This window comes from Occallatibacter savannae (assembly GCF_003131205.1).
Lineage (GTDB): Bacteria > Acidobacteriota > Terriglobia > Terriglobales > Acidobacteriaceae > Telmatobacter > Telmatobacter savannae.
Window position 1 is genome coordinate 1 of the sequence record NZ_QFFY01000006.1, and the last position, 19,951, is coordinate 19,951.

The window sequence follows — 19,951 nt, forward strand, 5'->3', positions numbered from 1 at the left end:
CTGCAGCTTAAAGAAGCTATCAACACGATGGTCGACCAGCTCCGGTCGTTCGCGTCGGAAGTGACGCGCGTGGCTCGCGAGGTGGGAACGGACGGAAAACTCGGCGGCCAGGCAGTGGTGCCGGGTGTGGCGGGAACGTGGAAGGATCTGACGGACTCGGTGAACGCCATGGCCGGCAACCTGACGGCGCAGGTGAGAAACATCGCCGAGGTGACGACGGCTGTGGCCCGCGGCGACTTGTCGCGCAAAATCACCGTCGACGTGAAGGGCGAAATTCTAGAGTTGAAGGACACCATCAACACGATGGTGGACCAGCTGAATGCGTTCGCAGGCGAAGTAACGCGCGTGGCCCGCGAGGTGGGCACGGAGGGCAAGCTGGGCGGACAGGCGAACGTACCGGGCGTGGCGGGTACGTGGAAGGATTTGACAGACAACGTGAACTTCATGGCCGGCAACCTTACCGGCCAGGTGAGAAACATCGCCGAAGTGGCGACGGCTATCGCTAACGGTGACTTGAGCCGCAAAATCACGGTGGACGTCCGCGGCGAGATTCTGCAGCTCAAAGAGACGCTGAACACGATGGTGGACCAGCTGAACAGGTTCGCCGGCGAAGTGACGCGTGTGGCTAGAGAAGTAGGTACGGAAGGGCGACTCGGCGGTCAGGCCAACGTGCCGGGTGTGGCGGGTACGTGGAAGGATTTGACGGACTCGGTGAACTCGATGGCCGGCAACCTTACGGCACAGGTGCGAAACATCGCCGAAGTAACGACGGCTGTGGCCCGCGGCGACTTGTCGCGCAAGATCACCGTGGACGTGAAGGGCGAAATTCTTGAGCTGAAGAACACGATTAACACGATGGTGGACCAGCTGAACGCGTTCGCCGGCGAAGTGACGCGCGTGGCGCGCGAAGTGGGTACGGACGGAAAGCTGGGCGGTCAGGCGCAGGTGCCGGGTGTTGCGGGTACCTGGAAGGATTTGACCGATAACGTCAACTTCATGGCTTCGAACCTCACCGGACAGGTGAGAAACATCGCCGAAGTGGCAACGGCCGTAGCCCGCGGCGATTTGTCGCGCAAGATCACGGTGGACGTGAAGGGCGAGATTCTCGAGCTGAAAGACACGCTCAACACGATGGTGGACCAGTTGAACGCGTTCGCCGGCGAAGTGACGCGTGTGGCTCGAGAGGTGGGTACGGACGGAAAGCTCGGTGGTCAGGCGGTCGTGACGGGTGTGGCCGGTACGTGGAAGGATCTAACGGACTCGGTGAACTCGATGGCCTCGAACCTGACAGGCCAGGTGAGAAACATCGCCGAAGTGTCGACGGCTATCGCCAACGGCGACCTTTCCAAGAAGATCACGGTGAACGTCAGCGGCGAAATTCTGCTGCTGAAGGAAACCATCAATACGATGGTGGACCAGCTGAATAGGTTCGCCGGCGAAGTGACGCGTGTGGCGCGCGAGGTGGGTACTGAAGGGCGACTCGGCGGTCAGGCCAACGTGCCGGGTGTGGCTGGAACGTGGAAGGATTTGACGGACTCGGTGAACTCGATGGCCGGCAATCTAACGGCACAGGTGAGAAACATTGCCGAAGTGACGACGGCCGTGGCCCGCGGCGACTTGTCGCGCAAGATCACAGTGGACGTGAAGGGCGAAATTCTGGAGCTGCGAAACACGATCAATACGATGGTGGACCAGCTGAACGCGTTTGCGGGCGAAGTGACGCGCGTGGCCCGCGAAGTGGGTACGGATGGAAAGCTCGGCGGACAGGCGCAGGTGCCGGGCGTTGCGGGTACGTGGAAGGATCTCACGGACTCGGTGAACTTCATGGCCGGCAACTTGACTGCGCAGGTGAGAAACATTGCTGAGGTGGCAACGGCTATCGCGAACGGCGACTTGAGCCGCAAGATCACGGTGGACGTGCGCGGCGAGATTCTGCAGCTCAAAGAGACGCTGAACACGATGGTCGAGCAGCTTCGTTCATTCGCCGCTGAAGTTACGCGTGTGGCGCGCGAAGTTGGATCGGAAGGACGTCTCGGCGGTCAGGCCAACGTGCCCGGTGTGGCGGGAACGTGGAAGGATCTTACCGACTCGGTAAACTCGATGGCCGGCAATTTGACGGCGCAGGTGAGAAACATCGCCGAAGTAACGACGGCTGTGGCCCGCGGAGATTTGTCGCGCAAGATCACGGTGGACGTGAAGGGCGAAATTCTCGAGCTGAAAGACACCATCAATACGATGGTGGACCAGCTCAACGCATTCGCTGCCGAAGTGACGCGCGTGGCGCGCGAAGTAGGTACGGACGGCAAGCTCGGCGGACAGGCCATGGTGCCGGGCGTGGCGGGTACGTGGAAGGATCTTACCGATAACGTCAACGTCATGGCTGCGAACTTGACGGAGCAGGTGCGCGGTATTGTGAAGGTCGTGACCGCCGTGGCCAACGGTGCGCTCAACCAGAAGCTCACCGTGAATGCTAAGGGCGAAGTCGCCGCGCTCGCGGAAACCATCAACAACATGACGGACACGCTGGCTACCTTCGCCGATCAGGTGACCACGGTGGCTCGCGAAGTGGGCGTGGAAGGCCGACTTGGCGGACAGGCGAACGTGCCGGGCGCCGCCGGTACATGGAAGGATCTAACCGGTAACGTGAACCTGCTGGCCGACAACCTGACGAACCAGGTGCGCGCTATCGCGGAAGTGGCGACGGCCGTGACGAAGGGCGACTTGACGCGATCGATCCAGGTGGAAGCCCGCGGCGAAGTGGCTGAGCTGAAGGACAACATCAATACGATGATTGATAACCTTCGACTCACGACGGACCGCAATACTGAGCAGGACTGGCTGAAGACGAATCTGGCTCGGTTCACCGGCATGTTGCAGGGTCAGCGTGATCTGGCGACGGTGGGACGCATGCTGCTGTCGGAACTCGCCCCGCTCATCAACGCACAGCAGGGCGTGATCTACCAGATGGGTCAGGAGGAGAACGACCTTGTTCTGCTGTCAACCTTTGCGGATACTCCTGAAGGGTATGTGAAGGAAGTTCGAATTGGAGAAGGGCTGGTTGGACAGTGCGCGGCTGAGAAGCGGCGCATGCTGATCACCGAGCTGCCGAAGAAGACGGCTCCAATACGGTCGGGACTGTTCAAGGCTGTTCCGAAGAACGTGATTGTGCTGCCGGTGCTCTTTGAAGATCGCGTGAAGGCGGTTATCGAGTTGGCGAGTTTGAGTTCGTTCACTGCCTCGCATCTGGCGTTCCTCGAACAGCTCACCTCGTCGATCGGCATCGTGCTGAATTCGATTGAGGCAACGATGCAGACGGAGGCGCTGCTGAAGCAGTCGCAGCAGCTGGCCGCGGAACTGCAGACGCAGCAGAAGGAACTGCAGCAGACGAACGAGCAGCTGGCGCAGAAGGCGCAGCAGCTGGCCGAACAGAACTACGAAGTGGAGCGCAAGAACCAGGAAATCGAACAGGCTCGCCGCGCGCTGGAAGAGAAGGCCCGCGAACTTGCTCTTACTTCGAAATACAAGTCGGAGTTCCTCGCCAACATGTCGCACGAGTTGCGCACGCCGCTCAACTCCATTCTTGTGCTTGGCCAGCAGCTCGCGGAGAATCCGGACGGCAGCCTCTCGCCCAAACAGGTTGAGTTCGCGCGTACGATTCACGGCGCCGGCACTGACTTGCTGAACCTGATCAGCGACATTCTCGATCTTTCGAAGATCGAGTCCGGCACAGTGTCGGTCGAAGCTGAAGAGGTATTCTTCGGTGCTCTGCTCGACACGGTGGCGCGGCCATTCCGGCATGAGGCGGAAAACCGCAGGCTCGCGTTCGATGTGGCGAACGATCCGAAGATGGGACGCAGCCTGGTCACCGACTCGAAGCGGTTGCAGCAGGTTCTCAAGAATCTCTTGTCGAACGCCTTCAAGTTCACGGAGCAAGGAACGGTCAAGCTCACGGTTTCTTCGGCGACTGGAGGCTGGACAACGGATCATCCGATTCTGAGCGGCGCAGGGTCTGTTATTGCTTTCCAGGTTTCGGATACCGGCATCGGCATTCCGCCGGAAAAACAACGCATCATCTTCGAGGCATTCCAACAGGCAGATGCCGGAACAAGCCGGAAGTACGGCGGAACCGGTCTGGGTCTGGCCATCAGCCGCGAACTTGCCAACCTGCTCGGCGGCGAGATTCAGCTGAAGAGCCAGCCAGGGAAGGGCAGTACATTCACTCTCTACTTGCCGCAGACCTACGTTGGTCCCGCGGTGCCGAGCATCGTGAAGCAGGAGAAGGATGGCGGGACAAGTAACGTCCCGATCTTCCTCTCGAATGTCGCGGTTGCGGAGCAGGAATCGCGCATCGAGGACGATCGCAAGAATCTTCAGGAAGGGGATGCGGTGCTTCTGGTCGTCGAGGACGATCCGCACTACGCTCGCGTCCTGTGCGATCTCTCTCGCGATAAGGGATTCAAGGTGCTCGTCGCGATGACCGGTACTGAGGCTCTTTCGCTAGCGCGGGAGTTCCATCCAACGGCGATCTCGCTCGACGTTATGCTTCCGGACATGCTGGGGTGGACGGTTCTGAATCATCTCAAGCAGGATCCGAAGACCCGGCACATCCCGGTTCAGATGCTTACGCTTGATGAGGATCGGCACCACGGGCTCTCGCGCGGAGCGTTTGCATTTGTCACGAAGCCTACGTCGACCGATGAATTGAATTCGGCCCTGGCACGAATTCGCGAGTACGCCCAGCCGCGCCGCAAGAAGCTGCTGGTTGTCGAGGATAATCCGGCTGAGCAGCTTTCGACTCGTGAACTGCTGTGGCATGAGGACATCGACATCGATGTAGCGGATTCGGGCGCGGCGGCCCTCGATGCGCTTCAGAAGGGCACTTACGACTGCATCGTTCTGGATTTGCGCCTGCCGGATATGACCGGGTTTGAGGTACTCGAAAAGCTGGGTACAGATGCGAAATTGAAAGATCTGCCGGTAGTGGTCTTCACCGGCCGCGAACTCTCGGCTGAGGAAGACGCACAGCTGCATACGCTGGCTCGCAGCGTTGTGGTGAAGGATGTAGAATCACCGGAGCGCCTGCTCGACGAGACCGCTTTGTTCCTTCATCGCGTTGTCTCTGAACTACCGAGCACGAAGCAGCAGATGATCGATCGGCTGCATCGTTCTGACGAGGCGCTGGCCGGACGCAAGGTGCTGGTTGTGGACGACGACGTTCGCAACATCTTCGCATTGAGCAGTGTGCTCGAACGTCGCGGCATGACGGTGCTCTCGGCCGGAACCGGCAAGGAAGCGATCGAGACGATCGAGACAACGCCAGACCTTGCAATTGTGCTGATGGACATCATGATGCCCGAGATGGACGGTTATGAAACGATGCAGGTGATCCGGCAAAACCCATCGCTGCGGCGACTGCCGATCATTGCGTTGACAGCGAAGGCCATGAAGGGCGATCGCGAAAGATGCCTGGAAGCCGGCGCCTCAGAATACTTAGCTAAACCGGTAAACACAGAACAGTTGCTTTCCGCCCTGCGTATGTGGCTGCACCGTTAGGCCCTGCCGTAAGGCGTGGAGACAAAATTTGATGAACGCTGATTCAAAAGTCAACATTCTGATGGTGGACGACCAGCCGGCCAAGCTGCTCAGCTATGAGGTCATTCTCTCTGAACTGGGAGAGAACCTCATCAAAGCGACGTCGGCAAGCGAGGCGCTGAGCCTTCTTCTGAAGAATGACATCGCGGTGGTGTTGATGGACGTGAGCATGCCCGATCTCGATGGGTTTGAACTCGCCGATGTGATCCGTCAGCATCCTCGGTTTCAGAAGACGGCGATCATTTTTATCTCGGGCGTTCACCTTACAGATACAGACAAGATTCAGGGTTACCGGAGTGGCGCGGTCGATTACATCTCTGTTCCGGTCGTTCCGGAGGTTTTGCGCGCCAAGATCGGCGTGTTTGTCGATCTACATCGCAAAACGCGAATGCTTGAGAGATTGAACAACGAGCTGGAACAGCGGGTTGCGGAACGGACCGAAGAGTTGCGCCAGCGCGAGGAGCAGTTTCGCTCGCGCGCGCAGTTGCTGGAGTTGGCAACGGAAGCAATTGTGATGCGCGACATGAACGGTAACCTGCTTTATTGGAATTCCGGAGCGGAGAGCCTCTACGGGTGGAAGCGCGAAGAGGTGCTGGGCAAGGATCTACATACCGTGCTGAAGAGCGTCTTTCCGGTTTCGCGCGATGCAGTGGAGGAGATGTTGCATGAGCGCAAGCTGTGGCAGGGCAACCTGGTGCAGACGAGAAAAGACGGCTCCGAGGTTATTGTTGCGTGCCGGAAGACGATGAATCACGAAGGGGATGCGGTACTCGAGGTGAATCGCGATATCACGTCTCAGATGCAGGCCGAGGAGGCACTTCGCGAAACGGAGAAGCTGGCCGCCATGGGGCGCGTGGCCGGCATCATTGCGCACGAAATCAATAATCCGCTGGCAGCGATTACGAACATCTTCTTTTTGCTTCGCAATCATCCTTCGCTTGATGAGGAAGCGCGGCATTGCGCGATTCTGGCGGAACAAGAGCTGCAGCGCGTGTCGCACATTACCCGCCAGACCTTGAGCTTCTACCGTGAATCTAAGACGCCGATCGCAGTGTCGCTCACGGAGTTGCTCGATGACGTGCTCGGGCTTCAAGAGCGGCAGCTCCTGAACAGCCACATCAAGCTGCGCAAGCGGTACTTTGCGCCGGGGATGGTACATGGCTTTCCGGTTGAGTTGCGCCAGGTGTTTCTGAACTTGATCAGCAATGCGATTCAGGCGATGCCGGAAGGCGGCAATCTCCGCATCTCGGTTCGCGAAGCATATGACTGGACGCTACGCCGTCGCGGAATCGCTGTGTCGGTGGTCGACACGGGAGTGGGGATCAAGCCGCAGGATTCAAGAAAGCTTTTCGAGCCGTTCTTCAGCACGAAGTCGACCAAGGGAACCGGGCTCGGGTTGTGGATCAGCAGAGGCATCATTCAGAAATACGATGGACGCATTTCGTTCCGGAGTTTTCGCGCCCGAATGGGCTGCGCCACATGTTTCCGAGTATTTCTGCCGACAAGCCCGAGCTTCAACCTGCTGAGTACGTCTGCCGGGGAGATTTCTTCGAATCCCCTCGAGGTCAGTTCGAACGGGCACGGAGCGGCGATGCAGCACGCCTGATCTCGCGGGGCTACGCGTTCGGGGCGGAAAATGAGATTAAGGGAATAGCCTGACTAGAGTCTGAGGCGGACCCTGGTCGCAGTTCACGAGCGGATGTGACTGCAATCACGGCGATTGAACCGGAAGAGGCGTCTCCTCGTAAGCGTGATAGCTTCCAGCAGGATCCTGCTCTGTACTTGCGTGGTCTTTCTGCTGGGCTCGGCCCTCCCCATTCGTGCCCAACATAAGCTGAAGGACGAAGACTGCCTCACCTGCCACGGTGACACATCGCTCACCAAAGACGTGAATGGCAAGCCCGTTTCGCTGTTCGTCGACGGCAAGAGACTTCAGCATTCGATTCACGGGTCAATGAAACTTGCCTGCGTGGACTGCCACAAGGACGTGAAGAGCCTGGCGCACGAGACGGCTCCACGGAAGATCTCCTGTTCGGAGTGCCACACTGGTGCTGCCGATGCGTATGGGCACAGCATGCACGCCAAGGTGACCCAAGCCGGGCTACCGAGCGCCAATTGCCTGGACTGTCACGGGAACGCTCATGAGGTTCTGGCGGGAGGCCATTCCGACTCGCCGGTCAATCACGCGCATATTCCGGCGACGTGCGGACGCTGCCATGGGCAGAAATTCCTGATGGAGTCGAAGGGCGTGAGTACGCAGCCTTTCGTCTCGTACCAGGAGAGCGTGCATGGGCGCGCTGTCGAGAACGGGTCGATGAAAGCGGCCGTGTGTACGGATTGCCATGGCTCGCACGCGATTCTTCCAGCAAACGACTCGAAATCACCTATTTATAAGTTCAGCGTGCCTGCCACATGCGGGCAGTGCCACACGGATATACAGAACACATTCAATGTCAGCATCCATGGGCAGGCGATCGCACGCGGTAATCAGCTTTCACCGGTGTGTACAGATTGTCACGGGATTCATTCGATCAAGTCGCACAAGGATCCAAGCTCGCCTGTGGCGGAACAGAATCTGTCGCGCGATACGTGCGCGCGCTGCCACGAAGGCGTTCGACTGTCGAGCGAATTCGGAGTGCCGGGAAATCGGGTATCTACTTACCTGGACAGCTACCACGGGCTAGCAGCGGAGGGCGGGTCTGTTGTTGCGGCGAATTGCTCGAGCTGCCACGGTGTGCACGATATTCTGCCTTCAAGCGATCCACGCTCAACGATCAATCGCGCCAACCTGGATGCAACTTGCGGGAAGTGTCACAAGGGGGTCACACAGAAGTTTACGCTGACGCCGGTGCACCTGGCAGACGGGGTGCAGCACAAGGATATTGGATCGAAGATCACGCACTGGGTGCGGATCATCTACATCATCCTCATCCTTGGTGTGATCGGCGGGATGTTCCTGCACAACTTTGTGGTTTGGCGGAGCAAGGCCGTTGCCCGACGGCGTATGCAGAACCCGATGATGCAGCGCATGTCGACGAATCAGCGGTGGCAACATCTCGTTCTGCTGACAAGCTTCATCATCCTGGTGGTCACGGGCTTCGCGCTGAAGTTCCCGGATTCGTGGTTTGCCGACTTGCTCGGAATGAGCGAGCATGTCCGCAGTATTGTGCATCGCGTCGCAGGCGTGGTGCTGATTGCGGCTGGCTTTTATCACGTCTTCTATATCGCGATCGCGAATGAAGGGCGTCGACTTCTGTATGACATTACGCCCGGTTCAAGGGACCTGATGGACGTTTTCCAGGCGATGCGGTATCACCTGGGACTCGGGGGCGCGAAGCCGAAGTTCGGCCGTTTCACGTATGGAGAGAAAGCCGAATACTGGGCACTCGTGTGGGGTACCGCATTGATGGGTATCACCGGCGTGATGATGTGGGCGAAGGTTTGGGTGGGCAACCTGCTGGCGCGCTGGTGGGTTGATATCGCCACTGCGATCCACTTCTATGAAGCGATACTTGCTACGCTGGCCATCGTGGTGTGGCACTTCTACCAGGTATTCGGCGATCCGGACGTGTATCCAATGAATTGGGCATGGTGGGATGGGAAAATGCCTGTCGAGCAGTACCGGCACGAACATGAACTGGATGCCAACTCGCTCGCAAAGGGCGAGAGCGGGACGGAGCCGACCAAGTAGTCTCGCTCGCCGTTTGATTTCGCGGTAATCGACATTGAAGTGAACCAGGCAATTTTTACTTCTCCTTTGCTGCCACTCTGCATCGAAGTTACGTATGTCGGACGGCAGCACAGAGTTACCCGTTACATCCTCGGAAGAGCCGAGCTGGGCTCCCGAGGCATATGAGTGCTATCAGGGCGTGCTGAAAGGCCTGCTGGCCGCAGGTGTGCCCTTCGCTGTGAGCGGCGGTTTCGCGTTCCATCACCACACTGGCATCTGGCGAACTACGAAGGATCTGGACCTGGTAATCCCGCCAGACGCGGTTCCACGCGCGTTTGAAGTGCTTGTTCGGGAGGGGTTCGAAACGTACGTGCAGGACCCTGTCTGGCTGGCGAAGGCGCGGCGCGGAGAGTACTTTGTCGATCTCATCACCGGCGTTGGAAATGCAACGCTGACTGTGGAGCAGTCGTGGATCGATCGCGCGCAGGAAGATGAAGTTCTCGGGATGCGCTGCAAGGTTTTGGCGGCGGAAGAGATGATTGCATCGAAGATGTTCGTGACGCGGCGCGAGCGTTTCGATGGTGCCGACATCGCGCATCTGCTCAGGTCATCAGCGGCCAGTCTTGACTGGGATCGTCTGCGCATGCTGACCGAACCGCACTGGCAGATGCTTTATTGGCATCTGGTGCTGTTTGCCTACATCTTCCCATCGTGCGTCAGAGATGTTCCAGCAGGGATGTGGCGCGAGCTGACGGAGAGCTTCAATCAGTCTGTCGCCGCACCGTCTGACAGGGAGTCGTTCCGCGGAACGCTCATCGATCCGAAGATGTTTGCGATTGACGTGAATGAATGGGGCGAGCGCGACGTCTATCGTGAACTCTGGGAGAACTATCCGCATCCGTTAAAGGAGCAAAACACAACCAGGAGCAAGGAATGAGGCTGGCCGCAGTAGCCGATATCCATCTCAAGGCAGAAAACCACGAGCGCGACGTTCAGGAATTCTCTGCAGTGAATGACCTGGCAGATGCTCTGGTGATCGCAGGCGATCTGACGAATCATGGCAATCCCGAAGAGATGAAGGTGGTGCTCGGCGTGCTGGAACATATCCATGTTCCGGTTATTGCTGTGCTCGGGAACCACGATCACGAAAGCGGACACCAGGATGAGATCGCGGGAATGCTGCGGGTAGCTGGTGTCCACCTGCTTGATGGGCATTGCTTTGAAGTGAACGGAATCGGATTCGCAGGGACGAAGGGGTTCTGCGGCGGCTTTGCGCCGTATGAACTGATGCCTTTCGGAGAGCAGGGGATCAAGACTTTCGTTGAGGTGGCGGAGCGTGAAGCTGTGAAGCTGGACTATGGCCTTGCGCAAACGCATGCCACAAAAAAGGTCAGCATCACGCACTACTCGCCCATCAAGGAGACGATTGTCGGCGAGCCGGAGCCGATCTTTCCATTCCTCGGCAGTTCACGCCTGGAGCGCGCGCTCGACGCGCATAAGCCTGTGCTTGCGGTGCACGGTCATGCGCACAAGGGAACTTTTTCGGCGGAGACGAAGTCAGGTGTCAGGGTCTGCAACGTGGCTCTGCCTATCCTGAAACAACGTGGCGAAGAGCATCCGTTCGCGCTGTTCGAGCTCTGACGGCAGTTTCTCGTCTAATTACTCGGGCGGGCTTTCTTTCCGGAGACCTCTCTGAAGTATCGTGCAAAGACGCCGTCGTTCATGAGCAGAAACGCCCGCATCTGGAACTGGTGGGGTGAATCTGTCTTTTCGCTGATGTTCACTCTGAACTGATCGGGGAGAGAGTGCCAATCCAGTTCAATCTGGGCATTGTCGCTCACGCGCTGAATCTCGCCGGTGGAAAGCGAGATTCGATAGAAGTGCAGCTGACCCTGAACAATGAGCATGTTCTCGTCCGTAGAATTCACAACTCGATCCGTCGTGACCAGAGAAAGACTGCGGCCCAGGCGGTCGAGGTACTTGGGCATTGAGTCAGGGACTCGTTCCTTGATGAGATTGCGCGAAGCAAGCTCCTCGCGCGTCACGCCGAACTCCGCTAATGCAACGAGCGACTTCTCTGTATTGCGTTTCTGTCTCCATCTCGCGTCCAGCAACCACAAAGCTATTCCGCGAAGTTCCTCGTCCCGTGCAACGGCACAATACCAAATCAGTCCTTTCAGCACATGACTTCCGGGGACCGAGAGAGGCAGAGGCTGACCGGACCGAAAAGGAGCGAACCAGGCTGCGATTCTCTCCCGAAAATCCTCGAGGCCCACTGCGGCCAGCAAGGGCTCTGCCTCTCGGGCCCACCCTTTGGGCATCCGGACAGGCGCATTGCCGCGAAGATGCTTCAGAAGATCGCGCCATCTTGCGCGACGCTCGCCCGTCATCCCCCGGAAGTCGCGACGAACGCACTCACTCCAGCAGCGGGCCGGATTGAGTGGCTCCCACTCATCCATCCAGAGAAGCATGTACAGCTGCTGCCTGAGCGACTGCATGCTGGTTTTGCTTCCGCCCATCTCATCGCGCAAATTGGCTTGAAACGCGTGCAGTGCGCGGCAAAGCGCCGGAGTAAGAGCGTTTGACCTGAAGTATTCAGAGACGCGCTCGACGGGTCCGAAAGGAGTGATACGGTTCAGCAGCAAAGTCGTCGTTTCAACGATGCTCACTAGATCTTGTTCAGTGAACGGGGCCTTGATGCTGTACAGGAGGCGAAGCAATTTCCCAAGGCGGATGCGGCTTAGATGAGCCGCAGCCAGTTCCGCATCGTGCTGTTCGAGCCACATCATTCGACGCAGAACGGCGAGCGTGAGACCCGGTATTTCCTTTCGGGGAGTCTTCCGCCAAGGGCCGGGGTCGACCAGAGCGGAGGCAGCGTTCCGTTGCTCCTCCGCGAGCAGGAAGTCGCTGAGCCGAAGATGAGCAGCGTGCAGCGGATCATCCGGCGCGAGCAGGAAACCGTCTGGGCCTGGGATTTGCATTGACGGCCCATTATAGGATGTGTTTCCAATTCGATCACCGAACTGGGCTGATCGGCTGCGATCCAGGGTCCAGGCGCAGGATCAGTCGTGCGAAGGCGCTGGAATCTGGAAGTCGATGCCGCTTCGCCGATTGGCCTGCTGAGTTGCAGCTACGTCAACCTGATCAAGCGGGATCTTCTCGAAGTGATCGCCGTCAAGGTTAGTCAGAGCGGTTGCCGTGACCATATAGTTCTGCATCTTTTCGGGCGCGCGATCGCCTTTGAAAATGACCGTCAGCGGCTTGGATGCATTGGGTGAAGGTGTGGACGGGGAGGCCGAGGCGAAGTGATACTCCTGCCGCTGCGGAGCTGCTGAAGTCGTCGGCGGAGGCGGAGCTGACTGCTGTTCCTGCGGGTAAGGAGCATCGCCGGAAGCGGGGTAAGGCGGCTGTTGAGGTCCGTAGTTTGGACCGTCATCCGGCGGAGGAGCGTACGGGCCCTGGTCGTTTTCGGAGTAATCGGTCTGTCCCCAATCGTAAAAGCCGGGGCCGGCGACGTAGGGGTATGGGTATACGTAGCCGGGCGCGTAGCCGTAAGCACCCCAACCGCGATTGCGCCGGTCATGATCGTGACCGCGATAGGGTCCGCGGTGTGGATCATGGCCGCGATAGTCTCCAGGGTTCGTGTAGGCACCGTAAAGCTGGTTTCCGCGATAGTTTCCAACTGAGCCAGATCGCGGCGGCTGCTGCTGAAGACCGGGCATTGGGAACCTGCCCGGCTGCGAGAAACCGGAAGGGGCCTGCAAGCCGGTCAGGCCAGAGTAGCTCGGAGCTGCCGGCTGACGTGCGTAGCCAGCGCCCCCGGCTCCGTGTGCTCCGCTGTGGAATCCACCACCGGAGTGTGCGGCACTGCCAGCGTATCCGCCGGACTGGCCGACCTGGCGCTGGGACCATGCAGGGACAGTGGCCAGTGCTACGGCGAAGGCAAGTGTTGCGTGGAGCCTCATGGTGGCAATTCTACCGCCGATTCGATCCTGCAGGACTGGGGACATCAGGAAGCTCCTGCAGATTGGACGCGTTATCGGGTCCGACGTCAGTGTGAGGGTCGGAACTCGTATCTCCTGGGAGCCGTGTCTTCAGCGGCTCGGGGCGATCCTCGAGAGTGCGCCCGGACAGGGGGTCGAAATCATCCTCTTCCATGCGGCGTTGATCGACATCGACCGGGCCGGCTTCGGCCGCGATCTGCGCCTCGGGTGTGGAATATCCCGGTGTGGCGACGGCGTAGTATTCGGGATCCGATTCCAGGGTCTTTCCGACATGCCTGATGGCAGGAATCACCGTGGCGCCATCAAGCGGATCGGGCTCTCGGGCCTGCTCATCTACTTGACGATTACGCCTGGCGTTATCCTGCTCGGAATTTTTCTGATCTTCTGCACTCATGTCCAACCTCTCGTGGTCGGAAGCGATGCAGTGCTAGGGAGTTGCCTGAGGAGCGCTGAAGGCGAATGCGGCAGGGGAGTTTATCCCGCTGTGTGAGAAGCAGTTAGACGCGCCAGTCGTCGGCCCGCCAATTGCGGATACGTTCCTTGATCTGCTTGCGATTGAGATTCTGCTCTAGGGCCTGCTTGGCCAGAGCGACGACCTCGTCATCGGCAGCGAAGCGCAGGCCGATGACTTGATCTTCGGTCAGCCGGTAGAACTGCGTGTGCCACTCCTGCGGCGCGAGCGCCTGCAAGCGGAGCCGTTCTTCGAGGCGAATGACGCGGTCCTGCACCTTCATCGGATAGAGCCGCAGTTTGAGGAGGGGGACGATGGCGAGGATGGAAAGGGTGAGGTACCAGCCGGAAGAGAGGCTTGGCTGGCGGTAGACGTGAAAGCTCGCGTAAACGAGGTTGAGCAGGTATAGGCCAAAAAGCAGGAAGTGATAGGCGGGATCGAAGCGGGCGTGATTTTTGAGAGACTGCGTCTTACTCATGTGCGGCCACGGTTTCCTTCAGGCCGGGATTGGCTGCTGCATCGGGTAGCACATCGACAACTGCGCTTGCAGCAGCGACGCTGTGGACCTGTTCACTGGCGGTGAGGGCATTTTCTTTTGCCGCGCCGGGCAGTGTCAACACGACGAGGTCGTCCGGCATCAGCTTCTCAGGATTCTTTGGAATGAGATGGTAGTGCCCATGCACGACGTAGTCAGCGAAGAGGCCGCCAGCCAAATAGGGATTCAGCACCGCGATGGGGACTGCATATCCGGTGGTGATGAGCGACTCTGAGATGCCTTTATTAAGCCGACTCGGCCGGCGATATCCGGGCACCTGCGGAATCTCGTACACGTCGAGATGAATTTCGGGATGCTTCCTGGCGTAGCGAACGAGTTTATATGTAATTTGCTTGGGGGTGGTCATGCCCGCGTCGGGGAAGAAACTGCGCCGGAAGTTTCGCGGGAAATAGTGGCTCATGATCTTGCGCGAGAAGTCCGCGCAGTTATTGAAGAACAGCTCGAAGTGAGAACGGTTCTTGTCCTTGTTCATGCGTTCGATGAGAGCATCGTCCTGCTCTTCTGTGGTATCGAAGCGGAAGGCATACATGCGGCGCTCGTAGGAGACGCCAACCAACTGGGTCCAGCCGCCATGCCAAAAATCGCCTCTGCGCACATCTCTGCCCAATACGAGCAGATGAGCTTCGTGATACTGGTTGCGGAGACGGTGTACGGTGTCTCGATTTACACGGTCGGGAACTTCGGACAAGTCCTCGACTGAATAGAGATATGGGATGAGCGGGATTACGACCCAATCGTGGTGAGCAACATCGCTGTACCGGGAGATGACGGATCCCATTTCACCCGGCTCACAGCGCCGAAGCTTCGTTGGAGTTGCGGCGCAGATGCGCGCGAAGTAGATGGCGGTGTGTCCTGTGGGATTGAGCGTACCGAAGAAGCCGTAAGGCTCCTCGAGCAGCAATGCAGCTTGTGCCTGCGACCGCGTGGCGCCTGCCGTGAAGAGAAGCGCGAGGGCACACAGTAACGGTACGATTCTGCGGGGGGCGCGCATCGTCGGTACATCTGCTCCAGAGCAGGATTTGATTGACTTACTGCTTCAAGTATGGCTAAAAGGAACCGAAATGGAACATCGATTGTGTCAGATTGTGATTCTGTCCTAATCGCCGGTAACGAGTGCTTTTTGGACTTTTTACTGATAGACACCATTTTGGGTAAATCGTTGCTGGGATCGGTGTGATGTCGTGTGGTTGCAGTGATAAGACGTGATTTGGGGCACTCTGATAACGTTCTCTTTCCGGGATGACGAATGCAGTGACGTTCTGAAGTTCCGGCTCGTACTCGAGGAGACTGGTTTGCGCTTACGTCATCTATTGATCTTCTTTGGGGTATCCGCGGCGGTTCTGTCGGCCGAGGTGAGCCTGCCGAAAGTTCTCTCAAGCCACATGGTGGTGCAGCGCGACCTGCCCGTACATGTGTGGGGCAAGGCAGCGCCGGGCCAGAGCGTCACGGTAGCGTTTCGGGGCGAGTCACGAACTGTAGACGCAGATGCGCTCGGTCATTGGAACGCGTATTTGAGGCCGGGTGCGGCCGGCGGTCCTTTCAGCATGACCGTTATGCCGGGCCCCGCACGCGAGCAGACCGCGGCCCAGGCGGCGATGACACTCGACGACATCATGGTTGGAGATGTCTGGGTTGCTTCGGGTCAGTCGAACATGGAGTTTCCGCTGAGCCGAGCCAGCACGGCTGCGCAGGATCTACCAAACTCTGCGAACCCGCAGATTCGTCTTCTGATGATTCGCAAGCGTTCGGCGGATTACGCGATGTGGGATGCCGATACGGATGGATGGACTCCATCGAACCCCGAAACTGCGAAGGATTTCTCGGCAGTGGCGTGGTACTTCGCGCGCGATATCGCCGGGCGACAGCATGTGACGATTGGCCTAATCGACGCGACATGGGGCGGCACCGTCGGTGAATCGTGGGTGCGCCTCACCGCCCTAGGCGAAGATGCTGCGCTCGCGCCCATCTTCGTGTCTCGAGGCAAGATGACGGATGACGCGGCCGATGCAGATGCAGAACAGGCGGACGAGAAGCGGCAGCAGGAGGAAGCCAAGGCGGCCGGGAAGCCGGCTCCGCAGTTTCCCTGGCATCCCCCGCTGAACAGTTGGGGACCAGGGCTTCTCTGGAATGGAATGATCGCGCCGCTAGCGCCGCTGCCGATTCGAGGAGTGCTCTGGTACCAAGGCGAGAGCAACAGCGCGCTGGCACGCGTCCACTCATACGATCGCGTGATGCGGACGCTGATTGAAGACTGGAGACGACAGTGGGGAATCGGGGACTTCCCGTTTTTATATGTTCAGATCTCGAATTTCAAATCGACTCCGCGAGAAGACTGGGCGGAGTTGCGCGAGCAGCAGGTGCGCACTCTGGCGATGCGAAATACGGCGATGGCGGTGACGATCGACATCGGCAATCCTGACGATGTTCATCCGACAGATAAGCTCGATGTCGGGCTTCGTCTCGCCCGGGCTGCGCGAGCGCTTACCTATGGCGAGAATATCGAGTACTCGGGGCCGATGTTCCGACAGGCAACCACCGAGGCCGGGTCGATCCGAGTATGGTTCGATCATGCGAAGGGGTTGAGTGCGAAGGGCGGAGTTGTGACTGGATTTGAAGTTGCAGGGCGCGACGGCAAGTACATGCCTGCGACCGCGAAGGTCGAGGGTGCGAGCGTAGTTGCATCCAGTCCGGATGTTCCCGCGCCGGTTTCAGTTCGCTACGGATGGGCGAACAGTCCGGAGTGCCTCCTGTTCAATAGCGAAGGGCTGCCGGCTTCCCCCTTTACATCGGAGCGATAGCCAGAGAGCATTCCTTTCGAGATTCGACGAACGCGCAAGCAAGCGCGAGACGAATTCGTGCATCTAAGCCGTCGAAACGCGATCGGAATCGCGTCGTCGGAGGAATGTACATGAGTGTTGGAACAGCTGAAGAGCTATTCGTAGACGAGCTGAAAGATATCTATTCGGCAGAGAAGCAGGCAGTGAAGGCTTATCCGCGGCTGACCAAGGCCGTTCAATCAGAAGAATTGAAGCAGGCTATGCAGGAGCACCTGGAACAGACAAAAGGGCAGATCGAGCGACTCGATCGCATCTTTGAAATTCTGGAGAAGCGGTCAAGCGGCAAGACCTGCGAAGGAATGAAGGGCCTGATCGAGGAGGCTCAGACGCAGTTGGAAGAGATCGAAAAGGGGCCGGTACTGGATTGCGCAATCATCGGGGCCCTGCAGCGTGTGGAGCACTACGAGATCGCAGCCTACGGCACGGTGGCAACGCTGGCCGAAGCAATGGGGCAGGAAGAAGTGAAGGAGTTGCTGGGCGAGACGCTCGAGGAAGAGAAGGAGACCGATGAGCGTTTGACCCAAGTGGCGCAGCAAGTGAACTCTGAGGCGCTGAGCGAAGGTGGAGAAGAGGAAGAGGGCTCGGAGGACGAAGACGAGAATGAAAGCGGCGGCAACGGATCGCGCCGGGGCGCTGGCTCCCGTTCTACTGCCAAGAAGAGTTCCTCCTCACGGTCGGGATCGAGCAGGTCAGGGTCCTCCCGTGCAAAGAAAAGTTCGCGATAGCGATCAGTAAACAAAGCGAGGGCGCACTCGGTCCATCGGGTGCGCTCTCTCATTCTGGTTCGGGTAGGGTTTTGGACTTTTTAGGTTCTCAGTTACTGAACAGTTTCGAATCTTTCCCATAGGTAGTTGCAGCTCGGGCAGTTTTCAGACTCGGGGTTCTGAGCGACATAGCCACAGAGCGCGCACACGAAGAAGTGGTGCGGCGTGTATGCCCATCCTGCCTTGTCTTCGCCGATCCTCGGCATGACTTCCCAGAACAGCCGTACGTGAGATTTGTCAGCTTCGAGGGCCCAGTGGAAGGTCCGAATTGCCGTCGAGTCGATCAGAGGAACAGCGGCGGTGAGGAAGGTTGGATAGAGGTAGTCGACTTCGAAGCGCTGGTCAGCGAGGGCGGTTCGCAAATTCTGTAGAGAAGTTTCAACGTGAGGCAAGGCAACCTGCGCGGCCGCCGGCCCACTCATCGCCCGCAACACCCGTGCGTGATTGGCCGCATGGATCTGCTCAGCCCGGGCGACGGCGCGGAAGAGGCTAGCGATGCCATGGAAGCCCTCATCATCGGCGCAGCTCGCGTATGCCCGGCAACTGGCGGTGTTTTTCGATTCTTCTTCGAAAGCGGTTTCCAGGTGCCTGATCACCGCCACGTCTTCAATGCTGATCGTACGAGCCAGAACTGGATCCGCAGCCATCGCCCGCTCCTAAGAAACGTTGGATGCGGGGTGCAAGGCATGTTGATGCCCGTAAATGATGGACTTAGCAGATCACCTCGAAGCGGTCCCACAGATAGTTACAGGCGGGGCAGTTGTCTGCTTCCTGGGTTTTGGCCGTGTAGCCGCAAAGGGTGCATACGTAGAAGTTAATTTGTTCCTGGGTCCAGCCCTGGCCGGATTCGGCAGTAGCTACCGCATCCTCATAGAGGCGGACGTGAGTCTTTTCCGCCTCGATCGCCCATTGGAACGAGCGCATCGCGTGCGTGTCGAGGTGAGAAGCGGCACGAACGAGAAACTCAGGGTAGAGCGAGTCGATCTCGAATTGTTCTCCGCCGAGCGCAGACTTCAGATTCTCGAGAGTAGATTTCACCCGGAACGGCTTGATCTCTGCTTCAATCTCTCCGCCCATGTGGCGGATGACGCGCGCGTGGTTACTGGCATGGATTTGCTCGGCACGGGCAGCGGCACGGAACAGGCTAGCGGCTCCGCTCAAACCTTCAGATTCTGCCTTGGCGGCGAACGCCTTATAGCGTGCGTGTGCGTTGATCTCGCCTTCGTACGCGGCGAGGAGATTGTTGACTCCGTTCTGGTTTTCAGTGGCGACCATAGTTCTCTCGACTTTCTTAACTGAACTATGGTGCAAGTGTAGGGTTGTACTTCAGTTCAATCCGTGACCCGAATCACAAGCGAGGTCATGGGTGGCACGCAATCAGGTAATGCGGCTCACGTGACTATGGAATCGCAGGCAGACGGGGAGTGGCTTGCGATTCCGTTGATATCGGGGTCCGGAATGGTGCGCTTCTCAGCCGAAGAGGTCTCCGAGGACTGAGCCTCCCCAGGTGGCGCCAAGGCCGGCCGCGAAGCTCCCGATTGCGTAGAGCGCCGCGATGCCGAACGCGCCCTCGCGCAATTCAACCAGAGTCTCCCACTCGTAGGTGGAGAAGGTGCTGTACGCCCCGATGAAGCCCACGGGAATGAGAAATCTCCATGCGGGCGGGATATCGGTGTGCCGGCCGAGAAGGGACATCGTGAATCCGATGATGATGCAGGCGGAGATGTTTACGGCGAGGGTGCCGTAAGGGAATCGGATTCCAAAGCGATTGGCAACCCACGAAGCTACTCCGTAGCGCGCGATCGAACCGAGGGCTCCGCCGATGGCGATGAGCAAGTATTTCTGCAAAGTTTCTTCCTCCCGTGCAGACGGCAAGAGGACGCAGAGCAGCCGAAGTGCAGCTCATTGTTCTTGCCTGAATTGTGCAGGGATCGCATCGGGCGTGACTCCACGACAGGATCGCCTGTCAGGAGTCATCATCTGTCCGACGGAAAGGAGGGACAGCGGTTAACAAGCCGGTCTTGCAGCTACGATCCGGCATGCGCGGTGAACTCCATCACCGCTACCACTGCACCTA

General features: G+C 58.5%; 16 protein-coding genes and 1 riboswitch. Of the genes, 8 read left to right on the plus strand and 8 right to left on the minus strand.

The genetic code is table 11. The features are described 5' to 3' along the window. The first annotated feature begins 27 nt into the window (after positions 1 to 27). The 5 genes from DHV10_RS20615 to DHV10_RS20635 all read left to right on the plus strand — a co-directional run bounded on the left by DHV10_RS20615 (position 28) and on the right by DHV10_RS20635 (position 10,903). Positions 28 to 5,553, plus strand: a complete 5,526-nt coding sequence (locus DHV10_RS20615) for a HAMP domain-containing protein (RefSeq protein WP_239461962.1) — start codon at positions 28 to 30, stop codon at positions 5,551 to 5,553. Positions 5,554 to 5,584: 31 nt separating this feature from the next. Next, positions 5,585 to 7,198: an ATP-binding response regulator gene (locus DHV10_RS20620; RefSeq protein ID WP_109488315.1), complete on the plus strand. Its 1,614-nt coding sequence runs from the start codon at positions 5,585 to 5,587 to the stop codon at positions 7,196 to 7,198. 180 nt (positions 7,199 to 7,378) lie between these two features. Beyond that, the gene (locus tag DHV10_RS20625; RefSeq protein ID WP_109488316.1) at positions 7,379 to 9,283 is read left to right on the plus strand and encodes a cytochrome b/b6 domain-containing protein; all 1,905 of its coding nucleotides are present in this window, start codon (positions 7,379 to 7,381) and stop codon (positions 9,281 to 9,283) included. Positions 9,284 to 9,377: 94 nt separating this feature from the next. Beyond that, positions 9,378 to 10,199, plus strand: a complete 822-nt coding sequence (locus DHV10_RS20630; protein ID WP_109488317.1) for a nucleotidyltransferase — start codon at positions 9,378 to 9,380, stop codon at positions 10,197 to 10,199. Further along, positions 10,196 to 10,903, plus strand: coding sequence for a metallophosphoesterase family protein (locus DHV10_RS20635; protein WP_109488318.1), 708 nt, complete (start codon positions 10,196 to 10,198; stop codon positions 10,901 to 10,903). The genes DHV10_RS20630 and DHV10_RS20635 overlap by 4 nt, the downstream gene beginning before the upstream one ends. 14 nt (positions 10,904 to 10,917) lie before the next feature. On the opposite strand, the gene DHV10_RS20640 is transcribed toward DHV10_RS20635, so the two are convergent. Then, entirely contained in the window at positions 10,918 to 11,931 is a 1,014-nt protein-coding gene (locus DHV10_RS20640; RefSeq protein WP_162601718.1) for a hypothetical protein, read from the minus strand. Between the two features lie 75 nt (positions 11,932 to 12,006). On the opposite strand from DHV10_RS20640, the gene DHV10_RS27320 reads away from it, so the two are divergent. After that, a complete protein-coding gene (locus tag DHV10_RS27320) occupies positions 12,007 to 12,246 on the plus strand; it encodes a hypothetical protein (RefSeq protein WP_162601719.1) in 240 nt (79 codons plus the stop codon). Positions 12,247 to 12,324: 78 nt separating this feature from the next. Here the strand turns inward: DHV10_RS27320 and DHV10_RS20645 are convergent, their stop codons facing one another. The 4 genes from DHV10_RS20645 to DHV10_RS20660 all read right to left on the minus strand — a co-directional run bounded on the left by DHV10_RS20645 (position 12,325) and on the right by DHV10_RS20660 (position 15,264). Further along, entirely contained in the window at positions 12,325 to 13,272 is a 948-nt protein-coding gene (locus tag DHV10_RS20645; RefSeq protein WP_162601720.1) for a hypothetical protein, read from the minus strand. Further along, positions 13,238 to 13,660 carry a hypothetical protein gene (locus DHV10_RS20650; RefSeq protein ID WP_109488321.1) on the minus strand — a complete coding sequence of 141 codons (423 nt, stop codon included), beginning with the start codon at positions 13,658 to 13,660 and terminating at the stop codon, positions 13,238 to 13,240. The genes DHV10_RS20645 and DHV10_RS20650 overlap by 35 nt, the downstream gene beginning before the upstream one ends. Positions 13,661 to 13,763: 103 nt before the next feature. Continuing rightward, on the minus strand, positions 13,764 to 14,195 hold the full coding sequence (locus tag DHV10_RS20655; protein WP_109488322.1) for a DUF6526 family protein: 432 nt from the start codon (positions 14,193 to 14,195) through the stop codon (positions 13,764 to 13,766). After that, entirely contained in the window at positions 14,188 to 15,264 is a 1,077-nt protein-coding gene (locus tag DHV10_RS20660; protein ID WP_109488323.1) for a hypothetical protein, read from the minus strand. The genes DHV10_RS20655 and DHV10_RS20660 overlap by 8 nt, the downstream gene beginning before the upstream one ends. Positions 15,265 to 15,565: 301 nt before the next feature. On the opposite strand from DHV10_RS20660, the gene DHV10_RS20665 reads away from it, so the two are divergent. Both DHV10_RS20665 and DHV10_RS20670 read left to right on the plus strand, forming a co-directional pair. Continuing rightward, positions 15,566 to 17,071, plus strand: coding sequence for a sialate O-acetylesterase (locus tag DHV10_RS20665; RefSeq protein ID WP_239461963.1), 1,506 nt, complete (start codon positions 15,566 to 15,568; stop codon positions 17,069 to 17,071). A gap of 110 nt (positions 17,072 to 17,181) precedes the next feature. After that, the gene (locus DHV10_RS20670; protein WP_109488682.1) at positions 17,182 to 17,835 is read left to right on the plus strand and encodes a YciE/YciF ferroxidase family protein; all 654 of its coding nucleotides are present in this window, start codon (positions 17,182 to 17,184) and stop codon (positions 17,833 to 17,835) included. 92 nt (positions 17,836 to 17,927) lie between these two features. Here the strand turns inward: DHV10_RS20670 and DHV10_RS20675 are convergent, their stop codons facing one another. The 3 genes from DHV10_RS20675 to crcB form a co-directional block, all read right to left on the minus strand. Then, positions 17,928 to 18,521: a rubrerythrin family protein gene (locus DHV10_RS20675; RefSeq protein WP_109488324.1), complete on the minus strand. Its 594-nt coding sequence runs from the start codon at positions 18,519 to 18,521 to the stop codon at positions 17,928 to 17,930. A gap of 64 nt (positions 18,522 to 18,585) precedes the next feature. Beyond that, complete coding sequence (locus DHV10_RS20680) at positions 18,586 to 19,149, minus strand: rubrerythrin family protein (protein WP_109488325.1); 564 nt, start codon at positions 19,147 to 19,149, stop codon at positions 18,586 to 18,588. 195 nt (positions 19,150 to 19,344) lie between these two features. Beyond that, positions 19,345 to 19,722, minus strand: coding sequence for a fluoride efflux transporter CrcB (gene crcB / locus DHV10_RS20685; RefSeq protein ID WP_109488326.1), 378 nt, complete (start codon positions 19,720 to 19,722; stop codon positions 19,345 to 19,347). Between the two features lie 112 nt (positions 19,723 to 19,834). After that, positions 19,835 to 19,944, minus strand: a riboswitch (Fluoride riboswitch). Positions 19,945 to 19,951 lie beyond the last annotated feature (7 nt).